Source organism: Candidatus Hydrogenedentota bacterium (assembly GCA_019637335.1).
GTDB lineage: Bacteria > Hydrogenedentota > Hydrogenedentia > Hydrogenedentales > JAEUWI01 > JAEUWI01.
This window is the reverse complement of sequence record JAHBVV010000024.1, coordinates 21,603-40,051: the sequence shown is the minus strand read 5'-3', so window position 1 is coordinate 40,051 and position 18,449 is coordinate 21,603. Positions and strand designations below refer to the sequence as shown.

Annotated in this window: 16 protein-coding genes; 12 read left to right on the top strand and 4 right to left on the bottom strand. The window is 63.2% G+C overall.

The genetic code is table 11. The features are described 5' to 3' along the window. Positions 1–10: 10 nt before the first annotated feature. A complete protein-coding gene (locus tag KF886_20545; GenBank protein ID MBX3179750.1) occupies positions 11–667 on the bottom strand; it encodes a cytochrome c3 family protein in 657 nt (218 codons plus the stop codon). 701 nt (positions 668–1,368) lie between these two features. Between KF886_20545 and KF886_20540 the strand changes: the two genes are divergently transcribed. From KF886_20540 to KF886_20485, 12 genes are all read left to right on the top strand, one after another. Then, positions 1,369–1,692: a hypothetical protein gene (locus tag KF886_20540; protein MBX3179749.1), complete on the top strand. Its 324-nt coding sequence runs from the start codon at positions 1,369–1,371 to the stop codon at positions 1,690–1,692. Positions 1,693–1,724: 32 nt separating this feature from the next. Further along, on the top strand, positions 1,725–3,647 hold the full coding sequence (locus KF886_20535; GenBank protein MBX3179748.1) for a hypothetical protein: 1,923 nt from the start codon (positions 1,725–1,727) through the stop codon (positions 3,645–3,647). 26 nt (positions 3,648–3,673) lie between these two features. Next, positions 3,674–4,000: a F0F1 ATP synthase subunit C gene (locus tag KF886_20530; protein MBX3179747.1), complete on the top strand. Its 327-nt coding sequence runs from the start codon at positions 3,674–3,676 to the stop codon at positions 3,998–4,000. Positions 4,001–4,079: 79 nt separating this feature from the next. Then, positions 4,080–4,685 carry a V-type ATP synthase subunit E gene (locus KF886_20525; protein MBX3179746.1) on the top strand — a complete coding sequence of 202 codons (606 nt, stop codon included), beginning with the start codon at positions 4,080–4,082 and terminating at the stop codon, positions 4,683–4,685. A 3-nt stretch (positions 4,686–4,688) separates the two neighbouring features. Continuing rightward, complete coding sequence (locus KF886_20520; protein ID MBX3179745.1) at positions 4,689–5,753, top strand: V-type ATPase subunit; 1,065 nt, start codon at positions 4,689–4,691, stop codon at positions 5,751–5,753. 63 nt (positions 5,754–5,816) lie between these two features. Continuing rightward, positions 5,817–6,140 (top strand): hypothetical protein, encoded by a 324-nt coding sequence (locus KF886_20515; GenBank protein ID MBX3179744.1) that lies wholly within the window; start codon positions 5,817–5,819, stop codon positions 6,138–6,140. A 169-nt stretch (positions 6,141–6,309) separates the two neighbouring features. Next, on the top strand, positions 6,310–8,094 hold the full coding sequence (locus tag KF886_20510; protein MBX3179743.1) for a V-type ATP synthase subunit A: 1,785 nt from the start codon (positions 6,310–6,312) through the stop codon (positions 8,092–8,094). Positions 8,095–8,111: 17 nt separating this feature from the next. Next, a complete protein-coding gene (locus KF886_20505) occupies positions 8,112–9,557 on the top strand; it encodes a V-type ATP synthase subunit B (GenBank protein ID MBX3179742.1) in 1,446 nt (481 codons plus the stop codon). A gap of 85 nt (positions 9,558–9,642) precedes the next feature. Next, positions 9,643–10,377: a V-type ATP synthase subunit D gene (locus KF886_20500; GenBank protein ID MBX3179741.1), complete on the top strand. Its 735-nt coding sequence runs from the start codon at positions 9,643–9,645 to the stop codon at positions 10,375–10,377. Then, positions 10,377–10,847, top strand: a complete 471-nt coding sequence (locus KF886_20495; protein MBX3179740.1) for a PTS sugar transporter subunit IIA — start codon at positions 10,377–10,379, stop codon at positions 10,845–10,847. Before KF886_20500 ends, KF886_20495 begins: the two co-directional genes overlap by 1 nt. Positions 10,848–10,958: 111 nt before the next feature. Then, entirely contained in the window at positions 10,959–12,977 is a 2,019-nt protein-coding gene (locus tag KF886_20490; protein ID MBX3179739.1) for an FAD-dependent oxidoreductase, read from the top strand. Between the two features lie 74 nt (positions 12,978–13,051). Further along, entirely contained in the window at positions 13,052–15,070 is a 2,019-nt protein-coding gene (locus KF886_20485) for an FAD-dependent oxidoreductase (protein ID MBX3179738.1), read from the top strand. Positions 15,071–15,646: 576 nt separating this feature from the next. On the opposite strand, the gene KF886_20480 is transcribed toward KF886_20485, so the two are convergent. From KF886_20480 to KF886_20470, 3 genes are all read right to left on the bottom strand, one after another. Next, positions 15,647–16,216, bottom strand: coding sequence for a transposase (locus KF886_20480; protein ID MBX3179737.1), 570 nt, complete (start codon positions 16,214–16,216; stop codon positions 15,647–15,649). Between the two features lie 89 nt (positions 16,217–16,305). Next, positions 16,306–17,685, bottom strand: a complete 1,380-nt coding sequence (locus tag KF886_20475) for a transposase (GenBank protein MBX3179736.1) — start codon at positions 17,683–17,685, stop codon at positions 16,306–16,308. After that, positions 17,682–18,017, bottom strand: a complete 336-nt coding sequence (locus KF886_20470) for a hypothetical protein (GenBank protein MBX3179735.1) — start codon at positions 18,015–18,017, stop codon at positions 17,682–17,684. Before KF886_20470 ends, KF886_20475 begins: the two co-directional genes overlap by 4 nt. Between the last annotated feature and the right edge of the window lie 432 nt (positions 18,018–18,449).

The window sequence follows — 18,449 nt, the reverse complement described above, 5'->3', positions numbered from 1 at the left end:
TTTCCCATGATTAGCGGTGGCAGACGGAACAGTTGTCGAGCTGCTCCACCTTCACTTTGTACTCCTGGACCAGCTTCTTGCCGATTTCGAGCTGATTTTCGGGAGCCTTCCAGTCCACATCAAAGACTTTGTCCTTGGGCCGGATGAATTTCTCCGGCGCGCGGTGGCATTCAAGGCACCAGGCCATGTGCAGGGTATTGGCCTTGTGGGTCAGGCGCTGGTCCTGGATGTTGCCGTGGCATGTGGTGCAACCGATGCCCTTGGCGACGTGGATGCTGTGATCGAAGTAGACGAAGTCGGGCAGGTCGTAGACGCGCGTCCACTCGATGGGCTTGCCGGATTTCCAGCTGTCGTGGACGGGTTCCAGCATGGGCGCGTCGGCGAGGATCTGCGAGTGGCAGGTCATGCAGGTTTCGGTGGGCGGGACATTCGCGACGCCGCTTTCCTCGACGGAGGTGTGGCAGTATCGGCAGTCGATGCCGTTGCCGCCCACATGGCGCTGGTGGCTGAACGGAATAGGCTGCGCCTTGGCGATGTTTACCTGCGTGACCGCGGGCGACCGGTATATTGCGGCGCCGAGAAGTGCGACCACGGCCGCCGCCGCCGCGCCGCCGATAATACTGGCCCGGGCGAGCACGTTGGCGCTGCGATGAAAGACTTGAGCCACGAAACACTTCCTTCTTCGCCACCTCCCTCTTGCCCGGCGGCAGGAGAAACACCTCTTCCTGGCGCGAGAAAGGGACAGTGGCCGGTTAAATGCAAGACACGCTGGGCGGGCGACCAGTCCAGCTGGCGCCGGCAGCGTGCCCAGCGCAAAAAGCGGGATACACGCGAACCGCCAACGTAATGAGTTGTCACTACCGGCGACCCGGTACCGTGCCGGGTCCCTAGCCTAACCTAACGCGAGCGTGTTGGAGCCGAAACTTCCCAAAGTCCGAAACAGCAACGGCCGCGCCAGCGGCTCGCCGGCAGCGCGGCTTTCCAGCACGTTCCCACCAGCTCCACCGCGAGACACTACCCTTCTCCCGGATCCACCCGGTGGAGCGCGGGCGTATTTATACACGTTTGGGAGGGGCGGATTCAAGCCAAATCGAAAGTTTCGTCGAAAAAGCTCCTCCGCGGGCCCGGGATCCGGGGCCAGTCGCCTGAACACTAGTATTCTACCGGAAACAAGTTGCACGCGCCCTCTCCGCTCTGGCAGAATTCCGCCCGTCTTGGTTTGAATCACGGGTGCGGGCATGTAAAATTCGGGCGCCCTACTGGTAATCCGTCGCAACATTGACTATTCTTGCTATGTCTCGCGCCGGGTTGCTGTTTCTTTGCCTGTTGTGCCACACCTATGCGCCCGGAGCACGGAAATAGAGGCTTATGTCTTCAGAATCGCTGCTTGAAATTGTCGCCCGTCACGAGACGGAACTCATGGAAGCGCTTGATCGCGGCCGTGAGGGCGCGCGGCGGATAGTCGAGGAGGCGCGCCGCGAAAGCACGGCGCTGCTGCAGGAGGCTTCGGCGGAGCTGGACGCGGAAATCGGCGCGCGCCGGCGCGACGCCGCGGCGCGGCGCGACGAGGAACGCGCCGCGATTGAGAAGGCCACGGCGGCCGAAGTGGACCGGATCCGCCAGGAATCCGCCGGCCGCACCCATGAAGTACGCAGGGAACTGATCGCGCTGCTCGTGCCCGGCGCCGCGTAGAAGAAGAGGTCTGAACTCCTATGATCACACCCATGGATCGGGTTGAAATCGTCTGTCTTCGATCGGAGCTCCGCAACATTGTCCCCGTCTTGCAGGAGCAGGGCGTGGTGCATGTTGAGCAGGTTCCGCTGGCCCTGGAGAACCACCCCGGCTTCCTTCACCGGGTGCACCTTCCCGAAGAGGAAAAGGAAGAGCTCGGGCAGCTGGAACAGCTGGATGCGCTGCTGAAGGAGTCCCAGCCCCTGCTCTCCCCGGCGCCCGCGCACGCTGAAATTGTGAAGGCCGGCCGGGAGATGGAGCAGGCTTCCCCCCGAACGCGGCTCAAGGCGGCCACCTCCTGGCATCGCAACCTGCGCACGCTGAGCCGGCGCCGCCTGAATGTTCAAGACAACATTGCGGTAATCAAGAATTACGGCCGCCTGATCGAATCCATCACGCCGTTGCTTATCAGCCAGGGCGCGACCCTGGGGGAAAACGCGCGCGCGATGCTGCTCGAGAGCTATACCGCCGAGGATCTCGACGAGTTACGGCAAGAATTGCTGTCTGAGATTGGTCCCGAATGCGGCTTCATGGTCAAGAAGCTTGACCGCAGCCGGAACATCGTCGTGCTGACGTACCCGTCGGGCCTGGGCGGCGCGGTGGGCAATGTTCTCGCGGAGAAGGGCATCCGTGCGCTCACCAGCCCGGATCAGGAGGCGCGGGGCGCGTCGGTGGACGAGGTGATGCGAAAGGTCGGCGGGCGCATTGCGGCGCTGCAGGCGGATCTGGACGCGATTCAGTCCGAGTTGCGGGCATTTTCCGAGCAGGAGGGCCCGAAACTGGCCGCGTTGAGCCAGATCGTGCGCACCCGCCTGGCCCAGCTCCATGTGGTGGATTCGTTTGCACAGAGCGAACTGGCCGGCGTGGTGCATGGCTGGGCGCCGTCGGAATCCTTTGACAGCCTCCGGGCCGCGCTGAGTGCGAAGTTTGGCGACAAAGTTCTGGTCGGCAGGCTCGATCCGCACGATGTGGATCACGAGCGCATCCCCACGAAACTCAAGAACCACCCGATTGTCCGGCCCTTCGAGCTCATCATGAAGCTCATGAAGCCCGCGACCTACGGCAGCTTCGATCCGACCTGGCTGGTGGCGCTTTCCTTCATCGTTTTCTACGGCTTCGTGCTGGGCGACGCGGGCTACGGCGTCGTCATCGTGACCATTGGCGCGCTCGTGAAGAAGAAGTGGGGCCACATCAAGATGCTGCATGACGGGATGAGCATCTTCCAGTGGATGGGCGTTTCGGCAATTGTTTTCGGGATTATCTATTGGGAAATCTTTGGCAACGTGGTCGAGAATATGGTTGGCGACTACTCCATCTTCCACCGTGTACATTACCCCGATATGTTGCTCTACTTTGCCATTCTTTTCGGTGTCATCCACATCCCGCTTTGTTTGATACTGGGCATACGCGAAGGATACGCCCACGGGCACGCCAAACATGCCGAGGAAAAGCTGGGCATGCTGCTGGGTCTCGTCGCGCTGGCGGTCGCGCTGGCCTCGGCTGTCGGCTACTTTCCGCTCGGCGCCGCGGTTGGCCTGGCCCTGGCTGCCATTGCCTTCGGCGCGTGCCTGTACTATCTCTGGCGCGGCTTGGGCCCCATGGCCCCGATGGGCATCATGGAAATCATCGGGCTGACGGCGAATATTTTCTCCTATAGCCGCCTGATGGCGCTCGGTCTCGTGTCCATCGCCTTCGCCGACATCGCCAACAAAATGCCCGAGATGCTGGGCGGCGGGCTGATCGGCATAGTCATCGGCATCCCCGCGGCGGCCATGGTTCACGTCATCAATATCGGAATTGGCGTATTCAGCCCGACGATCCACTCGTTGCGGCTTAACTTTGTTGAGTTCTTGCCGAAGTTCTACGAACCCAACGGCAGAAATTACGAACCCTTTAGAAAGGACATGGTATGGTAAAGAAATCCTCCTTCAGCAAGGCATTCATGCTTTCGGCCGCCGCTATCGCCGCGGCGAGCATTTTCGCGCCCCTGGGCTTCGCGGCCGAGGAAGCTGCCGCTTCGGGCGACGCCGCCGCGACGTCGATCGGCGAAGGCATCCGCGTTGCGGGCATCGCGCTGGCGGCGGGACTTGCGCTTGTCGGGTCCGCGCTGGGCACGGGCCGGGCGCAGGCGTCGATTGGCGCGGGCGGCACGGGCGCGCTGGCCGAGAAGCCGGAGCTGTTCACGAACGTGCTAATCCTGGTGGCCCTGCCGGAAACCATCGTGGTGCTCGGCTTCGTTATCGGCTTCCTGATTTTGCTTGAAATCTAGGTTTGTGTCGCGCGGCGCCCTTGGGCGCCCGCGCCCACCAACCTCCGCAAGGACGCCGGCCTCCCGGCGAATTGGATGTATGGATAACAAACCGCTACTGGATCTGATGTCCGCCCAGGTGGCCGCGCAGCAAGAGGAACTTGCGGGTGCGGCGCGCCAGGAGGCGGCGCGGATTCTGGAAGAGGCCCGCGATCGGGCCGCCCGACGCCGGGAGGAAACCCTGGCCTCGGTCGAGAGCGAGCTGGCCGCCCTGGCCCGCCGCTCCCGCGAGCGCGTCGAGGCCGAGGCCCAGATGGTCACGCTGACGACCAAGGACACCATTACCAATGATGTTCTGGGCAGCGTGGCCGCGGAGCTCGCCGCGATCGCCTCGGGCCCCGGCTTCCCGGCGATCCTCGATCGGCTCCTCGCGGAGCTGATGGCCGAGGCCCCGTCCGATGTCATCGTGCTGGCGCCGCCGGCCCACGCCGATCACTGCCGCCAGTGGCTGCAAAGCAACGGGCGCGGCGATCTGCCGGTCGAACCGCTGGCCTCGCTGACGGACGGCGTCGCGATCCAGGATCGCGGCAGGAAGTTCCGCTACACCAACACCCTCTCGGCGCGGTTCGCCAAGCGCGAGGGTGAATTGCGGAAGCACACGCTCAACCGGCTGTTTCCGCCGGCAACCCCGGGTGGAGGCGCCTGATCCATGGCCGAACTCGATCCCAACATTGTGCATTTCAATGCGCGCGTTCACGGCATGAAGCGCGAGCTCTTCGCGAGCCGGACCGTGGACGACTTTCTGGAGCAGGGCGACCTGGCGCGTTTCACCGACGCCCTGCTGGACTCCGCGTACCGCACCGAGATGGCCGAAGCGCTCACCCGCTACAGCGGGGCGGACGCCATCGAAGAGGCGGTGTCCCGCAATATGGTGAGCACGTTCCAGCTTCTCCTGGGCCGCGCCCAGGGCGAATTCAAGGAGCTGGTGCGCATCTTTCTGGAGCGCTGGGACCTGATGGCGGTCAAGTCCCTGCTCCGCTGCAAACATCACCGCATTGAGGGTCGCACGCTTGCCGGCGCCCTCATTTCGGGCCCGACACTCACCCCGCCCCTGCTGGCGGACTTCAACGAGCTCGATTCGGTGGAGTCGCTGGCGCGGTCGCTCGCGGCGTGGAACCGTTCCCTGTGCGGTTGTCTCCTGAAGGCGCTGCCGGACTACGCCGAAAGCAACGATCTTTCGGTGCTCGAGCAGGCGCTGGACCGCACCTACTTCGTGGGCCAGGCCGAGCGCCTGAAGGCCGCCGGCGACCTGGACAGCCAGATGCTGCGCGGGCAATTGCAGGCGGAGATAGACCGGATCAACCTCCGGACGGTCTTCCAGCATATCGAGACGCGCGGGAACCTGGGCGAAAGCCTGGACAGCCTCTTTCTGCCGCAGGGCACGCTCCCGCGCCACCTGCTCCGTCAGATGGCGTCGGCTTCGGATCCGGCGGCGGCGATGGAGCTGCTGGGGCGCACGCGCTACAGCAGCCTGGTCGAAGAGCTGTACCAGCTCCTCCAGACCAGGCGCTTTTCCCCGATGGAACGCTATTTCGAGCGCGTCCTGATGAAGAACGTGCGCCAGAGCGCGCGGAACAATGTATTCGGCATCGGCGTGATGATGGATTTTGCGTGGATGAAGTACAACGAGGCCGTCAACCTGCGGCTCGTGGCGCGCGGGCTGGCCGGGAACCTTCCCAAGGGCCGGGTCCGCGATGAGATGTACGCGATCTAGCGCAGTCCGCCGCCCCGCGCTACGGCGCGCGCCGGTCGGAAATCACAAGGAATTTGGATGACCATGGCTTCGAAGGTGGTAGCGCTGGCGAACGGCCAGGCGGCCCTGCAAGTGGGCCTCACGGGCGTGCCCGTGGAGGAAGTGTTCAGCGTCGACGCGGTCGAGACGCGGCTGGCGCAACTGATGGACTCGGACACGGATCTGGTCATCGTGAATGAGGAGTTTCGGGACCATTTTTCGGAATGGTTTCAAATGCGGCTTGCGAAGCACAACAAGCTGCCCCTGATCATCTTCTGCCCCTCGTTTGAAAACGAGGAGGCGGGCACGCTGGAGTACATCAACTCCATCGTCCGGCCCGCCGTCGGCTTTGAGATTCGTTTGGATTAAGTGCCTTTAACCTGTACAAGAACCTGATACGTGGCGCGGGTTTACCGGGAGAGCCGGTTAACCTGAATCGCTTTCGCCCCCGGGTGAACCGCAATGCCCCGGACGCGGCCCAAGCCGCGTGGAGCCGGGAGACTTGCTGGCGTCAGGCAACCGATAGTAGGAGAAACCAATGGCGGTGACGGAACAACAGATCGTCGGAAAGCTCGTCCGGATCGCCGGTCCGATGATTGAAGCCGATGGCATGCTCGGCGTATCCATGGGCGAGATCCTCGTCGTGGGCAAGCTGGGCCTGATGGGCGAGGTAATCCGCATCGAGGGCGACAAGATTTACGCCCAGGTGTTTGAAAGCACCGAGGGCATGTTTCTCGGCGAGGACGTGGTGGCCACAGGCGTACCCCTCGCGGTGGAACTTGGGCCGGGCCTCCTTTCGTCGACCTTTGACGGGATTCAGCGGCCGCTGATCACGCTGCAGCAATCCTCGGGCGACTTCATTGGCCGCGGCATCACAGCGGTGGCTCTGGACCGCGAGCGCCGCTGGGCTTTTACGCCGTCCGCCAGCGCGGGCCAGGAGGTTGTTGGCGGCGATATTCTGGGTACGGTCCCGGAAACCAAGGCCATTGAGCACAAGATCATGGTGCCCCCCCACACGGGCGGCAAGCTCAAGTGGGTGAAGGAAGCCGGCGAGTACACCGTGGAAGAGGTGATTGCCGAGCTCGAGGACGGCACGCAGATCCGCATGATGCACAAGTCGCCCGTTAAGCAGGCGCGCCCGGTGCACAAGGTGCTGCCCCCCATCGAGCCCTTCCTCACGCGGCAGCGCGTGCTCGATATGCTCTTCCCTATTGCGAAGGGCGGTTCGGCCATCGTGCCGGGCGGTTTCGGCGCGGGCAAGACCGTGGTGGAACAGAGTATGTCGAAGTACTCCAACGCCCAGATTATCGTATACGTGGGCTGCGGCGAGCGCGGCAACGAGATGGCGGAAGTGCTGACGGAGTTCCCGGAGCTGGAAGACCCCAACACGGGCGACTCGCTCATGAACCGGACGATTCTCGTCGTGAACACGTCGAACATGCCCGTAGCCGCGCGCGACGCGTCCGTTTACACGGGGATGACGCTGGCCGAGTACTACCGCGACATGGGCTACGATGTGGCGCTGATGGCCGACTCGACCTCGCGCTGGGCGGAGGCGCTGCGTGAAATCTCCTCGCGCCTGGAAGAGATGCCCGGCGAAGAAGGCTACCCGACGTACCTTTCCGAGCGCATTGCGGCGTTCTACGAACGCTGCGGCAACGTTATCTGCGCGGGTTCCGAGGCGACTTCCGACAGCCCGCGCAAGGGATCGCTCACGGCCGTGGGCGCGGTGTCGCCCCCCGGCGGCGACTTCTCCGAGCCGGTGACGCAGACCTCCATGCGCGTGTCCGGCGCCCTCTGGGCGCTCGACTCGGCGCTGGCCTACCGCCGCCACTACCCGAGCGTGAACTGGAACCGCTCGTACAGCCTCTACTACGAGGGGCTGCGGGAATGGTTTGACCAGAACGCGCCGGCAGGCTGGAACAAGCGGCGTCAGCAGGCGGCCACGCTGCTCCAGCGCGAATCCGAATTGATGGATATCGTGCAGCTCGTGGGCCCGGACGCGCTCCAGGACATGGAGCGGCTGGTGCTGGAGGTTTCCCGCCTGATCCGCGAGGTTTTCCTGCAGCAGAGCGCGTTCTCCAAGAACGACGCATCCTGCGAACTGGAGAAGTGCTTCGGCCTGCTCGAAATGATCATGGTGTACCACGAGGAGTGCGAAAAGGTGCTGCGCCGCGAAGTGCCGCTGACGAAGATTACGGAACTGACCGTGCGCGAGGAGATCTCCCGTCTGAAGGAAGAGCCGAACGAAGGCTTCACCGGCAAGAAAGACGCGTGCATCGAGAACTTCAAGAAGATCCTTGGCGCTCTGGAAGCCAAATAACCGAGGGATATCGAACCATGTCTGAAACCACTACCGGCGAGCAGTTGCACAAAGAATACTGGGACATGACCTATGTCTCGGGTCCCCTGGTGTTCCTGGAAAACGGGGACCGCTTCCCGACCGGCGCCATCCTCAACGTACACATGGCCAACGGCGAGCAGCGCGAGGGCCAGATCCTGGAAGCGACGAAGACCCACGCGGTGCTTCAGATCCTCCAGGGCACCCGCGGCGTGGATATCAAGGGCACGTCCGTGTCACTGAAGGATGACGCCGCCAAGATTGCCTGCACGCCGGACATGATCGGTCGGCGCTTCAACGGCACGGGCATTCCCATCGACGGCCTGCCGCCGGTGGTTCCGGAAAAGGAAGTCGAGATCGCGGGTTCGGCCATCAATCCCGTGTCGCGCGACGCGCCGAACGACTTCATCGAAACCGGCATCTCGACGATCGACGGCTTCAACACGCTCGTCCGCGGGCAGAAGCTGCCTATCTTCCTCGGCTCCGGCCTTCCCGGCAACGAAATCGCCAACATGATCGTGCAGAACTCCGGCACGAAGGGCGACGACACACCGTTCGTGACGGTTTTCGCGGCCATGGGCATCACGGCGCGCGAGACCGAGTACTTCCTGAAGGCCTTCGAAGAAGGCGGCAAGGGATCGCAGGTGGTGGCCTTCATCAACCAGGCCGACGACCCGGCGATCGAGCGGCTCTTCACCCCGCGCTGCGCGCTGACCGTGGCGGAGTACCTGGCCTTCGAGAAGGGCTACCAGGTGCTGGTGGTGCTGACCGACCTCACGAACTACTGCGACGCCCTGCGCCAGATTTCGTCGGCCCGCGAGGAAATTCCCGGACGCCGCGGTTATCCCGGCTACATGTACACCGACCTTTCGACGATCTACGAGCGCGCCGGCCGTATCCGCGGCAATGGCGGATCCGTGACGCAGATCCCGATGCTTACGATGCCGGACGACGACATCACGCACCCGATTCCGGACCTTACGGGATACATTACCGAGGGCCAGATCGTGCTGAGCCGTTCGCTGCACCGGCAGGGCGTGTTCCCGCCGGTGGACCTGCTGCCCTGCCTTTCGCGCCTGATGAACAACGGTATCGGCGGAAAAAAGACCCAGGCGTGGCACCGCGAGTGGGCGAACCAGCTCTATGCTGCCTACGCCGAAGGCCAGCGCATTAAAAAGCTCATGGCGATCGTGGGCGAGGACGCGCTTACCGACCTGGACCGCAAGTACCTCCGCTTCAACAACGCATTCGAGGCGGAGATGATCGGCCAGGGCATGACGCGGCGCGGCATCGAAGATACGTTCGCGCTGGGCTGGAAGCTCATGGGCTATCTGCCCAAGTCCGAGCTGACGCGTATCAAACGCGAGACCGTGGACGAGTTCTACAAGCCGATCGATGACAGCGCCGAAGCGCCGAAGCACCAGGTGGCCATCGAAAACGCGTAACCCCCCGCGCGGCGCCGGGCGGCTCCCGCTGCCCGGCGCCCGCGGTTTGCGGTTATCCCTCAAAACCTGAACAGGTAATTCGCACATGAGTATGGACAACATCGCGCCAACGCGAATGAACATGCTCCTCTTGAAGGGGCAGATCAAGATGGCCGCCGATGGCGTGGGCCTCTTGAAGGGCAAGCGCGACGCCCTGATGCAGGAGTTGCTCAAGCGCGCGCGCGCGCTGGCGCTCATGCGGGATGAACTTCACGCCCTGGGCCGCAACGCCGGCGAGGCCATGGCCATGGCGCGCGCTGTCCGCGGCACGCCCGAGATCAAGTCGGCGTCCGTCGCCGGCCGCCGCGACCTCGAGATCAAGGTCGAGGCCGAAAAGGTCTGGGGCCTGAACCTGGGCCGCATCGACATGGCGGGCATCGTCCGCACGCCGGCCAGCCGCGGCATGGGCCTGCTCGACACCTCCGCGCAGATCCAGGAAGCCTCCGAGGCCTCCGAGAAGATGCTCGCGCAGCTTCTGGTATGCGCGCCGCTGGAGCGCAACCTCCAGATCGTCGGCGAGGAGGTCAAGAAAGTCTCCCGGCGCATCAACGCGCTGGAGGAATACCTGCTCCCGCGCCTGCGCGGCCAGTTACGCGGCATCGCCAGCGTGCTGGACGAGCGCGAGCGCGAGGACACCTTCCGCCTGAAGAAGATCAAGGGGAAAAAGGCGGTTCAGAAGCGGAAGCAACAGGCCGCCGCCGAGGCGGCCCGCCTGGCTTCTGCGCCATCCGCCGCCATCGCGCCCGTCGCCACGGAAGTAAGCCAAGGGGAACCCGAGTAATGCTGTTGCACGAAATTCTCCGCCCTGAACTGATCAAGATCGGCCTTGAAGCCGAGAAGCGGCGCGAAGCCATCAGCGAGCTGATGGACGTGCTGGTGCAGTACCACGAAGTGCCGATGAACCAGCGCGATGTATTGCTGGAGGCGCTTTACCAGAACGAGCACGCGCTCGGCTCGGGCATGGAGCGCGGCATCGCCCTGCCCCACCTTTCGACGGACCGCGTCGAGGATGTCATCTGCGCCGTGGGTGTCTCTTCCCGCGGCATTCCCTTTGGCACGCTCGACGGCGCGCCCGCGCGCATCGTGGTGCTGCTGCTGGTCCCGAAGAAGAACTTTGAGGGCGAGGTGAAGGCTATCGCCGGCGTCCAGCATCTGCTCGAAGACAAGGAGCTCGTCAAGGGGCTGCTTTCCGCCGTAGGCCCGCACGAGGCCTTCAAGCTCATCCAGGCCGCCGAGGAAAACTCCCGCTAGCCTGCCGTATCCTTTGTTCGCTATTCGCACGCCGCGGACCGGCAGGTTCGCGGCGTGTTTCTTTTTTGGGATGGCCGCGCCGCACAGGCGGGCCCACCGGAGATTTCGACCATGCGCTCGTTCCCGCACTGCCTGCCCGCCCTGATTGCCCTCGCGGCGTCGGCCCTGTCCGCCCCCGCGGAGACCCACAACTACGACGTGGTCGTCTACGGGGGGACGGCCGGCGGCGCGGTTGCCGCCATCGCCGCCGCGGACGAGGGGCGCCGAACGCTCCTCATCGAGCCGCGCCACCACATTGGCGGCATGACCTCCGGCGGGCTGGGCCGCACCGACTTCGGCGACATGTCGGTCATCGGCGGGCGCGCGAAACAATTCTATGAGCGTCTGGGGAAACACTATGGCGAGAAGATTTCGTGGTACTTCGAGCCGCACCAGGCGGAACGCGTCCTGCGCGAGTGGCTGGAAGCCTCCGGCGTGACCGCCGTGTTCGGGAGCCGCCTCGACCGCGTGGAGAAGGACGGGACCACGATACGGTCCATCACCCTGCTCAATGGGGAGACCTACGCCGCGCCCATCTTTATCGACTGCTCCTATGAGGGCGATCTCCTGCCGCGCGCGGGGATTTCCTACACATGGGGGCGCGAAGGCCGCGATCAGTATGGCGAGTCGCTCGCGGGCAAGGTCGAGTACTGCGACAAGCACCAGTTCGACGTGCCGGTCAACCCGTACGACGAGAACGGGAACGTGCTCCCGCTCATCCAGCCGGACGACGGCCTGAAGCCCGGCGACAGCGACAAGAAAGTTCAGGCCTACAATTTTCGGATGTGCCTTTCCAGCGACACGGACAATCAACTGCCCTTTCCGAAACCGGACGGCTACGACCCGGCGCGCTGGGAAATCCTCAAGCGTTATCTCGCCGCCCGGCCCGGCCTGACCATCGACGACGTCCTCATCGTCTCCCCCATGCCCAACAACAAGACGGACATCAACAACCGCGGGCCCATTTCGACCGACTACATCGGCGGAAGCTGGGACTACCCGGAGGCAAGTTACGCGGAGCAGGATCGGATCTGGAAGGAGCACGAGGACTACGTCAAGGGCTTTTTCTACTTCATGGCCAATGACCCGTCGGTTCCGAAGACGCTGCAGGACGAATTCAACCGCTGGGGGCTCGCGAAGGACGAGTTCACCGACACCGGCGGCTGGCCCCACCAGCTCTACGTGCGCGAGGCGCGCCGGATGATTGGCGACTACGTGATGCGCCAGAAGGACCTCCAGGAGGAGCGCACGAAGCCCGACACCATCGGCATGGGCTCCTACAATTCCGATTCCCACCACGTCCAGCGTTTCGTGGCCGACGGATCGCCGCTCTGGGAGAAGGGTATTCCCTCGCTGCTGAACGAGGGCGACGTGCAGGTGCCGGTGAAGCCCTACGAAATGGCGTACCGCTCCTTTGTGCCGCAGAAGGCGGAGTGCACTAACCTGCTTGTGGGATCGACCTTTTCGGCCTCGCACGTGGCCTATTCCAGCATGCGCATGGAGCCGCAGTACATGATCATCGGCGAAGCGGCGGGTATCGCGGCCTCGCTGGCGATTGAAGCGGGCGTCCCGGTGCAGGATATTGACGTCAAGGCCCTCCAGGACAAGCTGCGCGCAAACGGCGCGGTGCTCCGCCGCGAGGACACCCGCGCGCCCTACACCGATGTCCGCGATCTCGCGGGGATTGTGGTCGACGATGACGACGCGGTCACCGAGGGCGAGTGGTTCTTCTCGCGCAATGCGCCGTACTACGTGGGCTATGAGTACCTCCACGAGATGGCCGCGAACAGCGCCGATACGAAAGCGCGCTACACGCCCGACCTGCCGAAGGACGGCTGGTACGAGGTGCGCGTCTCCTATTCGGTCCACGAGAACCGCGCCACGCGCGCCAAAGTGCTCATTCAGACGGCGGCCGGCCAGGAGATCCAATACGTCAATCAACGCGAACAACACGGCGAGCACGCCCCGTTCCTCTCCCTGGGCACGTATCCCTTCAAGAAGGGCACGTCCGGCTATGTGGAAATTCAGGGCGGCCCGGACGCCGGCGGCTTCGTCATCGCCGACGCCGTGCAGTGGATACCGAAGGACTGACACCGAATTCTCCCGACGTCCCCATGCTCTCCGAGAAACGCGACGCAACAACCCCTCCGGAAGGAGCCTCGATCATGAAACATCTCGCCCTCTTCCTGCTTCCCCTCACCCTTTCCGCGGCCGCGGTCGCCACACCCGTAGACCGCCCCGTCCACCAGTACGATGTCGTGGTTTACGGCGCCACGGCGGGCGGCGTCGCGGCGGCGGTGGCGGCGGCGAACGAGGGCCGCTCCGTCGCGCTAATCGAACCGCGCCATCACGTGGGCGGCATGACCACCGGCGGGTTGGGCGCGACGGATTTCGGCCGGAAGCAGGTGATCGGCGGCATGGCGCGCGCGTTCTACGAAGAGCTCGGCGATCACTATGGCGAGGAGATCGCCTGGTACTTCGAGCCGCACCAGGGCGAGCGCGTGCTGCGGAAGTGGCTGCGCGAGGCGCGCGTCGACTGCTATTTCGGCAGCCGGCTCGGCGGCGTGGAGCGCACGGGCGACCGGATCGATCGTGTTACCCTGCTGAATGGCTGGATCTTCGCCGCGCCGGTATTCATCGACTGCTCCTACGAGGGCGATTTCCTGCCGCTGGCGGGCATTTCCTTTACCTGGGGCCGCGAAAGCCGGGAACAGTATGGCGAATCGCTCGCAGGCCGCATTGAGTACAGTCCGAAGCACCAGTTCTCCGTGCCCGTGGACCCCTACGACGGCGAAGGGAACCTGCTGCCCCTCATCCATGGCGGCGACGCGGGCGTTCCGGGCGAGGCCGACCGCAAGGTTCAGGCGTACAACTTCCGGCTCTGCATGACGCAGGACCCGAAGAACCGCGTGGCCTGGCCAATGCCCGACGGCTACGACCCGGCGGAGTGGGAACTCCTCCGCCGCTACCTGGCCGCGCGCCCGGAAACGACGTTCGCCGAGATCTGCAATCCCGTGCACATGCCCAACGGCAAGACCGACACGAACAACAACGGCCCGATTTCCACGGACTTCATCGGCGGGAGCTGGGGTTATCCGAACGGGACCTATGCGGAGCAGGAGGCCATCGTCGCGGAGCATGAGCGCTATGTAAAAGGCTTTTTCTACTTCCTGGCGAATGACCCGTCCGTCCCGGCGGCGTTGCAGGCGGAAACGCGCTCCTGGGGCCTGGCGAAGGACGAATTCACGGACACCAACAACTGGCCGCACCAGCTGTACGTCCGCGAGTCCCGGCGCATGATCGGAGCCTATGTCCAGCGCCAGAGCGACCTCCAGGAGAACCGCCACAAGGACGACAGCATCGGCATGGCGTCGTACAACTCCGATTCGCACCATGTCCAGCGGATCCCCGCGACGGAATCGCCCCTGTGGCCACCGGGAACGCCCTCGACACTGAACGAGGGCGACATGCAGGTGGGCGTGCAGCCCTACGACATGTCCTACTTCGCGTTCGTGCCGCAGAAGCGCGAATGCGCCAATCTACTCGTCGGAAGCACGTTTTCGGCCTCGCACGTGGCCTATTCCAGCATGCGCATGGAGCCGCAGTACATGATCATCGGCCAGGCCATCGGAACGGCCGCCAGTCTGGCGATTGAGGCCGGGGTCGCCGTGCAGGATATTGACATAGCCGCACTTCAGGAGAAACTGCTTGCGGGCGGCGCGATCCTCCACCAGGAGGACGCCATGGCCGATTTCGCGCGGCCGTCGGACTACCCCGGCGTCGTGGTGGATTCGGACACCGCCCGGGTCATCGGGAACTGGAGCATGTCGAGCGGCGTGACGCCCTACCTGGGCTTCGGCTATCTCCACGATGGGGAGACGGGCAATCCGGCGAACCGCGTAATCTACACTGCCACACTGCCCGCCGCCGGAAACTACGAAGTGCGTGTCTCCTACACCGCCAACCCCAACCGCGCCACGAACGCCCTCATCCGAATCCATGCGGCCGACGGCGTCCAGGAGAAGCGCATGAATCAGCGCGAAAAGGCGGGCGAGCATGCGCCCTTCGTTTCTCTGGGCGTATTCCCGTTCGAAAGCGAGTCCGCCGTGGTCGAGATCGTCAGCACCCCCGACGCCGGAGGCTACGTCATCGCCGACGCGGTGCAGTGGCTGCCGGTGGAGTAGTTGGAATGGGTGGATCACACGGGCAAGCCCTACCGGGCTTGACCGTGGCACACCCGGGTGGTGCTGGTGAAGCTGGGGTGGTGCTGGTGAATCATGGGTGATGTTGGTAGAGCACGGGTGATGCCAGTGAAGCTTGGATGATGTTGGTAGAGCACGGGTGATGCCAGTGAAGCTTGGATGATGTTCGTGTGTGCCACGGTCAAGGCCACAAGGCCTTGCCCGTGAGAGCCTCCAACAACCACCCCAACTCCAACTACACCACCCCGGGGTGCCACGGTCAAGGCCACAAGGCCTTGCCCGTGAGAGCCTCCAACATCAGCCCAATCCCAATACCACCATCCCGGGGTGCCACGGTCATGACCATAAGGCCTTGCCCGTGAGAGGCTCCAACAACCACCCCAACTCCAACTACACCACCACTCAGGGGTGCCACGGTCAAGGCCATAAGGTCTTGCCCGTGAGAGCCTCCAACAACCACCCCAACCCCAACTACACCCCCCCCGGTGTGCCACGGTCAAGGCCAGGAGGCCTTGCCCGTGAACGTTGCCAATGAATCTCCGGCTATCTTGAGTTGGCCTACAGCCGTGGAAAGGGAAAGGACTCCAAATCCAGGGACAGCGGCCCCGAACCCTCCTCCTGCCACTCCCGCAAGCTGGACCAATACCAGGCCCCCGGGTCGTCAACCAATCCCCTGCGGACAGGATTGTTGTGAGTATAGTCCACCATGTACTGCAACGTCTCGGGATATATCACGTTCCGGTCATAGCCGCCTCCACCCATCCAGAACGCGTACGGCTGCTTCCGTTGCCCCGTCTCCAGCAACCTCAGGCCCCTCGGGTTTTCCCGCCGCAAGTACTCCATCGCCTTCCGTGAAACGGACTGCTTGATAGACTTTTGTATATCGCCCATGTCGTACTCTTCTTCGAGCGGGAACACGATAATGTGTACGTGTTCCGGCATGAGCACATAGGCCCAGAGATGAAAGTGGTGTGTCCTTCTGGCGTTCTGTACGGCGGTGATGAAGTACTCCCTGGTCCTGTTCCTGGACAGAAACTTTCGCCTGCGGAAACAGGAGAAGGTCAGTTCGTGCGCTTCGCCCGGAGCATTGATGACCTTTCGGGTCTTCCGGTGAATCTGGTCCGTCATTCCCAGGCCTCCTGTGATAGAACTCCGAGCCACGATACGGCCCCACACGGGCAAGCCCTACCGGGCTTGACCCTGGAGTTTCTACCTTATCACGCAGCTGCGGCGCTTGCCATTTTTGTTCTTGACGTGTTTATGCCGAGTGGTTGCAGCAATTGGGGCTGTTCGTCCATCTCTTTGCGCAGCAATGTGATTAGGTCGAGGCACGATGGGCGTGTCGCGTGCTTTCTCCATCGTGGGAGGGGTGCGTATTTGCCATTTCGCTCGGGCCCGAAGGCCTTGAGGGCGGCCAGTAGCAGCGCGCTGTAGGCGGCGACGGCCAGCGGGGGCTGTTTGGGTACGGAGTTTGGGTTCCAGAGCTGGGCCTGGCCGACGCCAAGGGTGTCTTTCTCTTCTCTGTGGTTGACTTCGATCTGCCAGCGGTCGAAGTAGATCTGGAGTAGTCTTTGGGCGGCGTGAACCATATCGGTACAAAGCAGGTAAGCCGGCTGGCGGTAGTAGCGCTTGCTGCTTTTTCGCTTGCGGTACGGGGTAGGAGCGACGACGAAGAGGCGCAGGGGGAGTCGGCGCGCGCCGCCTTGCCAGTAGAGGTTCTTGATCTCCTTGTAGCGGACCTTCCGGCGTTTGCCGCCGTAGAATATTTTCGTGGTCGCCCAGGCGATGGTGTCGTCCTGGCGTACTTGCTCTGGGGTAAATTTCTCCTGGGCATAGAAGCGCCGTGAGCCCTCCGGGGCGCGATGGCACAATTTGGCATTCTTGCGGGTGCGGGCGATGAGTTGGGTGCGGTCGCGTTCGGCCCCGAAGACGGTGCGGTTGCAGAAGCTGCCATCGAGGGACGCGACCAGGATGTTCTTCGTGGCGCCAGCGGCGTCCAGGCTGGCGCGCAAGTTGCCTATCATTTTCACGCAATGGGTCGAGAGGTTATTCTCTTTGCGGCTTTGCTTGTAGGCTTCCCAGTCTTCATCGCTTGCCCTCTTGCCGGGTTTTCTGGCGGGGGAAGACTCCTCGAAGCGCACAGGCAGTGCGCGGCAGCTGAAGGGGCCGGCGTGGTGCAGCGGCACGAGCAGAGAAGCCTGCAAGAAGCGCAAGCCCAGAATGAGGTTGGTATGGAAGGGCGGGGACAGGGGGTCGCGCTGGTGAAAGGCCTGGACAATACACCGGCCGGTCTTATGCAGCTTGGTGTCGTCGATGGCAACGCCCACGAGCGGGCCTCCGCACAAGGGCAATGCCCCATCCCAAATAGGGTCAAAAAGCTGTTGAGGGTCCCACTTGGCGCGCCCGTACAGGTGATACTCGGCTTGCCACGGCAGATTTTCCCGGCCACAGGCCCAAAGCGCCCGCGTGATCGTGCGCCGCCCCAGACATACCAGAGACCCCAGTCCCTGCCGCACCGCGCGCACCGCAGTGCGCTCCTGGGTAAAAGCGTCGCGCCAGCGGGCAGTAATGTCGAGCCACTCGTGTAAGAGACTCATCGCCTGCCCCCTTCGAGCCCGAAGGTATTCTTGTCCGTGCGGACAAAGCGGTCCCCCCGGGCCACCTTCTTGGTAAGCGAAGAGACCAGGCTTTCCCGATCCACGCCAACCCCAAAGGCCCTGTCAATGCGCTCCAGAATCTCACTGACATGAAGGGGCTGACCGGCCTTCAAAAGTATGTCATACGCCATATCTACTTGCGACCTACCTTTTCTGGGCCGTAGCTTCTCTTGGGGATCTTCTCCCTTGCGCAACCGGCGCACTGCCCGAAGCTGCGCATCCAAGCCTTGTTCCATAGCCTCCAATATCGTATCGCGCAACTCATCATTCATCGTGCAATTCTCCTGTCTACCTGACAAGATTAAAGCACAATAGAGTCGGTCTGTCAAGCATTATTTGTAATGACCGACTTATGCAGGCGCGGAAGAAGCGACGAGGAAGAAAAAAACTGTACGATAGAGAAAGAACGAACTGTTAACCTGGCCCCCAAAAGGTAGAAACTCCAGGGGCAAGCCCTACCGGGCTTGACCGTGGCACCCAACCTTCCAGCTCCAGGACTGTACCACCCCGGTGTGCCACAGTCAAGGCCAAGAGGCCTTGCCCGTGAAGGTTGCAACATCTCCCCAACTCCAACTACACCACCACACAGGGGCAACTCGGGCAAGCCCCAACGATCTTGAATAAACAGCCGACTTTACATGTATCGGGGTCGGACGTGTACCATCTGGGTTCGGGCGGCCCCCGGCAGCATTCGGATCAGGCAG